The organism is Streptomyces exfoliatus (assembly GCF_000725545.1).
Taxonomy (GTDB): Bacteria; Actinomycetota; Actinomycetes; order Streptomycetales; family Streptomycetaceae; genus Streptomyces; species Streptomyces exfoliatus.
Window position 1 is genome coordinate 24,092 of sequence record NZ_JNZP01000040.1, and the last position, 6,481, is coordinate 30,572.

A 6,481-nucleotide genomic window follows, 5' to 3' on the forward strand; every position below is an offset into this window, starting at 1 on the left:
GGGTGGGGCAAGGAACCACGCGGACATCCCGGAGGCCGTCCGTCGCGGGCGTCGGCGCGGTCCTGGAGCGTTATCCACCCCATGTCCGGGAGGACCACTTCACATGGCCAAGATCATCGCGTTCGACGAGGAGGCCCGGCGCGGTCTCGAGCGCGGCATGAACCAGCTCGCTGACGCCGTCAAGGTCACCCTCGGCCCCAAGGGCCGCAACGTCGTCCTCGAGAAGAAGTGGGGCGCCCCCACGATCACCAACGATGGTGTCTCCATCGCCAAGGAGATCGAGCTCGAGGACCCGTACGAGAAGATCGGCGCCGAGCTGGTCAAGGAAGTCGCCAAGAAGACGGACGACGTCGCCGGCGACGGCACGACCACCGCCACCGTCCTCGCCCAGGCGCTCGTCCGCGAGGGCCTCCGCAACGTGGCCGCCGGTGCCAACCCCATGGCCCTCAAGCGCGGCATCGAGAAGGCCGTCGAGGCCGTCTCCGGCGCCCTCCTCGAGCAGGCGAAGGATGTCGAGACCAAGGAGCAGATCGCTTCGACGGCCTCCATCTCCGCCGCCGACACCCAGATCGGCGAGCTCATCGCCGAGGCGATGGACAAGGTCGGCAAGGAAGGCGTCATCACCGTCGAGGAGTCGCAGACCTTCGGTCTCGAGCTCGAGCTCACCGAGGGCATGCGCTTCGACAAGGGCTACATCTCGGCGTACTTCGCCACCGACATGGAGCGCATGGAGTCGTCCCTCGACGACCCGTACCTCCTGATCGTCAACTCCAAGATCTCCTCCGTGAAGGACCTGCTCCCGCTCCTGGAGAAGGTCATGCAGTCGGGCAAGCCGCTGCTGATCATCGCCGAGGACGTCGAGGGCGAGGCCCTGTCGACCCTGGTCGTCAACAAGATCCGCGGCACCTTCAAGTCCGTCGCGGTCAAGGCCCCGGGCTTCGGCGACCGTCGCAAGGCCATGCTGAACGACATCGCCATCCTCACCGGCGGCACGGTCATCTCCGAGGAGGTCGGCCTCAAGCTGGAGAACGCGGGCCTCGACCTGCTGGGCCGCGCCCGCAAGGTCGTCATCACCAAGGACGAGACCACCATCGTCGACGGTGCCGGTGACAGCGAGCAGGTCGCCGGTCGCGTGAACCAGATCCGCGCCGAGATCGAGAACTCGGACAGCGACTACGACCGCGAGAAGCTGCAGGAGCGCCTGGCGAAGCTCGCCGGCGGTGTTGCGGTCATCAAGGCCGGTGCCGCGACCGAGGTCGAGCTCAAGGAGCGCAAGCACCGCATCGAGGACGCCGTTCGCAACGCGAAGGCGGCCGTCGAGGAGGGCATCGTCGCCGGCGGTGGCGTGGCCCTGCTCCAGGCCTCCTCGGTCTTCGAGAAGCTCGAGGCCGACCTCTCGGGCGACGAGGCCACGGGCGCGAACATCGTGAAGCTGGCCCTCGAGGCCCCGCTGAAGCAGATCGCGATCAACGCCGGCCTCGAGGGCGGCGTCGTGGCGGAGAAGGTCCGCAACCTGCCCGTCGGCCACGGCCTCAACGCCGCGACCAACGAGTACGTCGACCTCATCGCCGAGGGCATCATCGACCCGGCGAAGGTCACGCGCTCCGCGCTGCAGAACGCCGCGTCGATCGCCGCGCTGTTCCTCACCACCGAGGCCGTCATCGCCGACAAGCCGGAGAAGGCGTCCGCGCCGGCCGGCGGCGGCATGCCGGGCGGTGACATGGACTTCTGATCCTCCGGGATCGGTGGTTCATCGCCGGACGCGTGAGCTGAACGCGCGAGCCGAACGCGAAGAACGAGGGCGGCACCCCCACCAGGGGGTGCCGCCCTCGGGCGTTTAACGGATCCTGGAAGTGCCCCTTCGTGAAGGGAACAGACCATGGTCACCCTCCTCACCACACCGGCCGACCGTGAGCTGGTCGTCACCCGCACCTTCGACGCCCCACCGGCCCGCGTCTGGGAGGCCTGGACGGTCCCCGAGCACGTACGGGAGTGGTACGGGATGTCCGGGCTGACCACGACGGTCGTCGACATCGACCTGCGGGTGGGCGGTGCCTGGCGCTGGGGCCAGACCGCACCCGACGGGCAGGAGATCGTCTTCTCGGGCACGTACGAGGACATCGTCCCGGTGGAACGCCTCGACTACACGGAGACCTTCGAGCAGATGCCGGACGCCGAGCCGGTCCACGTCACCCTCACCTTCGACGCCACCCCCGACGGGGGAACCGCCCTGACCAGCACGTCCGTCTGGCCCTCGAACGAGATCAGGGACCAGGCGCTGGACGCGGGCATGGAGGCGGGGGTGCGGGAGCAGTACGACCGGCTTGCGGAGCACCTGAAGACCATGTGACCGGGCCTCTCACGTGACGCGGAGCAGCGCCTGCGCGATCGGCTCTCCGGTGCGACGGGCGCGCGCCAGACCCGACTTCACCTCGGAGAGGGTGCGGGGACGGTAACCCGGGCCCCCGCAGCACGACTTGTGGAAGCGGATGCCGGCGTTCAGGACGACCGACAGCGCCCGCCAGCCGGAGACGTCCCGGCGGCGGGGCGGTGCGAAGGCCGATCCTGCGTGGATGAGGGTGCGCGCGCAGCGCGGACACCGCCGCTCGCGCTCACGGTCGTACGGCTGCTTGTACGAGGCGCGGCACGGCAGACAGACGTATGAGGTCTTGGCGTGTCCCATGGAGGCAGGTTAGGGGGCGCGGCCCCGCGGCTGCTGTTGAATTACCGGCGGCGAGGGTCAGGCGCGGCGGAAGAGGGCCGTCCAGAGGAAGGACTCGCCGAAGGCGGGGGAGTGGGCGGGTTCGTCGCGCATCCGGCGGAGGTCGATCGCGGTCAGGCCGTCTCCGATCGGTCCGTTCGGCTTCGTAGCGTCCGTGAAGATCGCGCGCAGCGACTCCTCGGTGTACGCGAGACCGCCCTCCAGGCGGCCCTTCTTGTAGAAGTCGGCGTCCGGCAGCTCCGAGCCCATGCCGCCCTCGCCGGCCGCGAACGCGGTGAGCGCGAAGTGCCCGCCGGGCGCGAGGACGCGTTCCAGGAGCGCGAGGTAGCTGACACGGCGGTGCGGGGGCAGGTGGTGGAAGCAACCGGAGTCGTAGATCAGGTCGTACGGGCCGTCGGGGGCGGCGCCCTTGAAGGCGTCGCCGCACGTGAACCGGATGTTCCCCGCCCCCGCTTCTCCGGCCCGCTCCCCGGCCCAGGCGATGGCGGTCGGGGAGAGGTCGACGGCGTCCACGTCGTACCCGAGCGAGGCGAGGTACAGGGAGTTCCGCCCGGGCCCGCACCCGAGGTCGAGGGCCCGGCCGCCGGCCGGGATCAGGCCCCGCTCGACGTACGACACCAGGTTCTCGTCGGGCTTCGCGACGAAGAACGGCACCGGCTTGTCCCGGTCGGCGTAGAACCCGTCCCACCAGTCGGCGCCACCGCCGGTCCAGCGGTCGGCGTCGGGGGCGAACAGGCTGTCGAGCAGGTTCAGGACGTCGTCGACGGTGCGGACGTCGCGGTCGATTTCTGGCATGTGGAATCTCCCCTCCGAGTCCCTTAAGGATAGGGGGAGTTGAGGTAAAAGCCCAGGTCAGGGGCGGTGTGCGGAGGTGCTGTGCGGGGTATGGCGGGGCTGTGACCGGAGAGCGAGGGCTCGGGGGCGGGCGGGGTGTGCGGGCCCCCGGAGGAGGGCCTCCAGGCCCGGGAAGAGGCCTTCCAGGGCCCCGCCAGGGCAGGTTTCTGGCGCCTTGGATTCGAGTGGCTGTACGATCCGGCTGCCGACAGGGGGGGTCCCGCCGGCCCCCCGGCCGCCGCGGCCCACTGCGCCCTGCCTGTCGTGCCCGTCGTGCTCGCCCTCCCTCGTCGTACCCGCTTGCCCACCCGTACGAGGGGACACGTACTTGTCCGTCCGAAGAGCCGTCGCGCTCGCACTGAGCGCGACCCTGGGCCTCACCGGCCTGACGGCCACCGCGACCGCATCCGCCGCCACCGCTGCCGCCTCCGACGCGCCCTACGAGGTGACGATCCCGGCGCCGGCCGATCCCGACGGAACACCCGACACGCAGCTCTACGGCGCCGGAACCGGCGTCCAGCTGATCCGCGACGGAGAAGCCGCGTACACCTCCTGGCAGAGCCTGAAGGACGGACGAGTCGCTCACGGCCCGGGATGCTGGTCGGCGGACCCGGTCTTCCACGGCGACAGGGTCGCCTGCTTCGACGAGATGGGCCAAGAGGCGTCCGTCCACGACTTCGCGAGCGGCGCCACCTTCGCCCTGCCCCTCCAGTACGCGCACGTGTACCCCGCCGTCTCCGCGGACCGGCTGATCGCCGCCGACTCCGGGAGCGGAGGCGGCGCCGTCCTGCACCTGCTGGGCTACGGCCCGGACGCGCCCGCCGACCTGGAGGTGCTCGTGCCGGGCGCCGACGGGCCGCCCTCCCTCGTCACCTACGACGATGCCGGTGCGCTCATCTCCTACGGCGGCGCCGCGTCCCCGCACACCGCCCTGATCGACTTCGCCACGGGCACGCTCACCGCCGTGCCCGAGCCGCCGTTCTCCACGTCCTCCCGCCGCGCGGTCCTCAGCGCCGACTGGATCGTCCAGTACGACGCCACCGGCACCGACCAGGCGTTCGTCGTCTCCCGCAAGGACCACGGCGACGCGGGCAGGACCGTGAAGCTGCCGAACGACCGCGACGACACCGACGCGCGGCTCGGCGTCGTCGGCGACTGGATCGTGGGCCGCTACGACGGGCCGACGGACCCGTGGGAGTTCGCGACCTTCCCCGTCGTCGCCACGCCGATCGCCGGGGGCGCCACGCGTGACCTAGGCATCGTCGCCCAGAAGGGCGGCGCGGTCGAGGCCGGAGCGGACGGCGCCCTGTACGCGCTGGGGGGCACCGACCTCGCCCACTGGGGTGTACGCCGCATCGCCTCGGGAGCCGACGGCGCCCCCGTCACCTCCCAGGTCCTGGCCGCTCCCGCGACCGTCCCGTACGCCGCGGTGACCATGGCCAACGGCCGCGTGGTGACGGAGACGCGGACCACGACCCACACCCTCCGGGGATTCGGCCTGTCCCTGACCGGAGCGCCCACGGCGGCGCCGTCCTGGACCTGCGACGCGCTGTCCGGCACCGCCCCGAACTGCCCGGCGCTCCTCAAGTCGGCCGGCTCCGGTAAGTGGTGGCACGACACCGGCGACGGCCGGCTGGTCATCCTGGAAGAGGCGAACGGCACGCCGTCCGGCGCGACGACGTCGTGCACCGACTGCATCGTCAAGGCGCACGTGACCACGCCCGGATCCGCGGGGACCACGCGCACGGTCACGCTCGCCCACACGGGCAAGCTCCAGGTGGACTTCGTCGACAGCGTCTCCGGTCGTTACGTGCACTTCCGCGGCACCACCACCTCCGGGGTGCGCTCGATCGTCGCGGACATCGAGACGGGGAAGATCCTCCGGAACTCCGCCGCCACCTCCAGGCAGGCCCTTTGGGGAAACCTGCTCTGGACGGCGTCCGCGACGGACGACACCGTCTCCGCGATCGACCTGCGGACGGGCGCGACCGTCGAGACCCACGACCTCGGGACCGGCTGCCGCTCGTCCCGCCTGGAGGTCGTCGGCAGGTGGATCTACGCGCTCTGCTCCTCCGACTCGTCGGCCGCGGTGGTGTACGACCGCGAGAAGAAGGCTGCGGTCAAGGTCAGGGTGGACCGGAACACCGAGGCCCATCTGGGCGAGGGCTTCCTCGTCACGGCCTACTACGGCGCCTACGGCTACACCCTGATGGCGACCGACGTCCGCTCCGGTGTGGCGGTGGACCGCGTCCTCGGCAACCTCGCGGACGCCGACGTCTCGGACCCGAACCAGGTCTGGGCGATCGACCGGTTCGGCGGGGCCGTCGCCTTCGTCGACTCGCTGCGGAAGATCCACGTCGTCGACCTCGGCGGGGTCACGGGCCGCCTGGCCGTCCTCGACTCCGACACCCCCGCGGTCAACCTCAAGACGGCTTCTTGGAAGCCGCGTTGGTGGCTGTCCAAGCCCGCCGCCTCCTGGTCCCTGACCCTCAAGCACAAGGCGACCGGCAAGGTCGTGCGGAGCCTGAGCGGGGGCGAGGCGCGCGGTCTGGTCGCTCCTGCGTGGGACGGGAAGGACGCGGTTGGGAAGCTGGTTGCGAACGGTGCCTACGCGTGGGCGTTGACGGTGAAGGCCGCGGATGGTCAGGGCGTGGATCTCGCGGTCTCCGGGGCGTTCTCCGTGACGGGTGGGGCCGCCGTGTGGCGTGACCTTGCTGGTCATGACGGTTTCGGTGATCTGTTGGTGATGGATACGGCGGGTCTGGTGTCGTTGTACCGGGGGACTGGTACGGGTGCGGTGTCGGCGCGGATGGCTGGTTCGGGGGGGAAGTTCGCGACGTCGTCGGTGTTCGTGCCGGTGGGTGATCTGAATGGTGACCGGTGTGCGGATGTGTATGTCCGTGTGGGTGATCAGTTGCGGGCGTA

5 protein-coding genes are annotated in these 6,481 nt (G+C 70.7%); 3 read left to right on the forward strand and 2 right to left on the reverse strand.

Annotated elements, in window-relative coordinates:
- The first annotated feature begins 103 nt into the window (after positions 1-103).
- Positions 104-1,732: a chaperonin GroEL gene (groL, locus tag IO20_RS0131790; protein ID WP_030556162.1), complete on the forward strand. Its 1,629-nt coding sequence runs from the start codon at positions 104-106 to the stop codon at positions 1,730-1,732.
- Between the two features lie 147 nt (positions 1,733-1,879).
- A complete protein-coding gene (locus IO20_RS0131800; protein WP_030556160.1) occupies positions 1,880-2,350 on the forward strand; it encodes an SRPBCC domain-containing protein in 471 nt (156 codons plus the stop codon).
- Positions 2,351-2,359: 9 nt separating this feature from the next.
- Here the strand turns inward: IO20_RS0131800 and IO20_RS0131805 are convergent, their stop codons facing one another.
- Both IO20_RS0131805 and IO20_RS0131810 read right to left on the reverse strand, forming a co-directional pair.
- On the reverse strand, positions 2,360-2,683 hold the full coding sequence (locus IO20_RS0131805) for a hypothetical protein (RefSeq protein WP_030556158.1): 324 nt from the start codon (positions 2,681-2,683) through the stop codon (positions 2,360-2,362).
- Between the two features lie 57 nt (positions 2,684-2,740).
- Complete coding sequence (locus IO20_RS0131810) at positions 2,741-3,508, reverse strand: class I SAM-dependent methyltransferase (protein WP_030556156.1); 768 nt, start codon at positions 3,506-3,508, stop codon at positions 2,741-2,743.
- Between the two features lie 376 nt (positions 3,509-3,884).
- Here IO20_RS0131810 and IO20_RS37860 point away from each other — a divergent pair.
- On the forward strand, positions 3,885-6,481 hold a 2,597-nt coding region (locus tag IO20_RS37860), incomplete at its 3' end, for a flagellar hook assembly protein FlgD (protein ID WP_030556154.1).

Coding starts and splice junctions, on each gene's coding strand:
- groL (WP_030556162.1), top strand. CDS start 104: ATGGCCAAGATCATCGCGTTCGACGAGGAGGCCCGGCGCGGTCTCGAG.
- IO20_RS0131800 (WP_030556160.1), top strand. CDS start 1,880: ATGGTCACCCTCCTCACCACACCGGCCGACCGTGAGCTGGTCGTCACC.
- IO20_RS0131805 (WP_030556158.1), bottom strand. CDS start 2,683: ATGGGACACGCCAAGACCTCATACGTCTGTCTGCCGTGCCGCGCCTCG.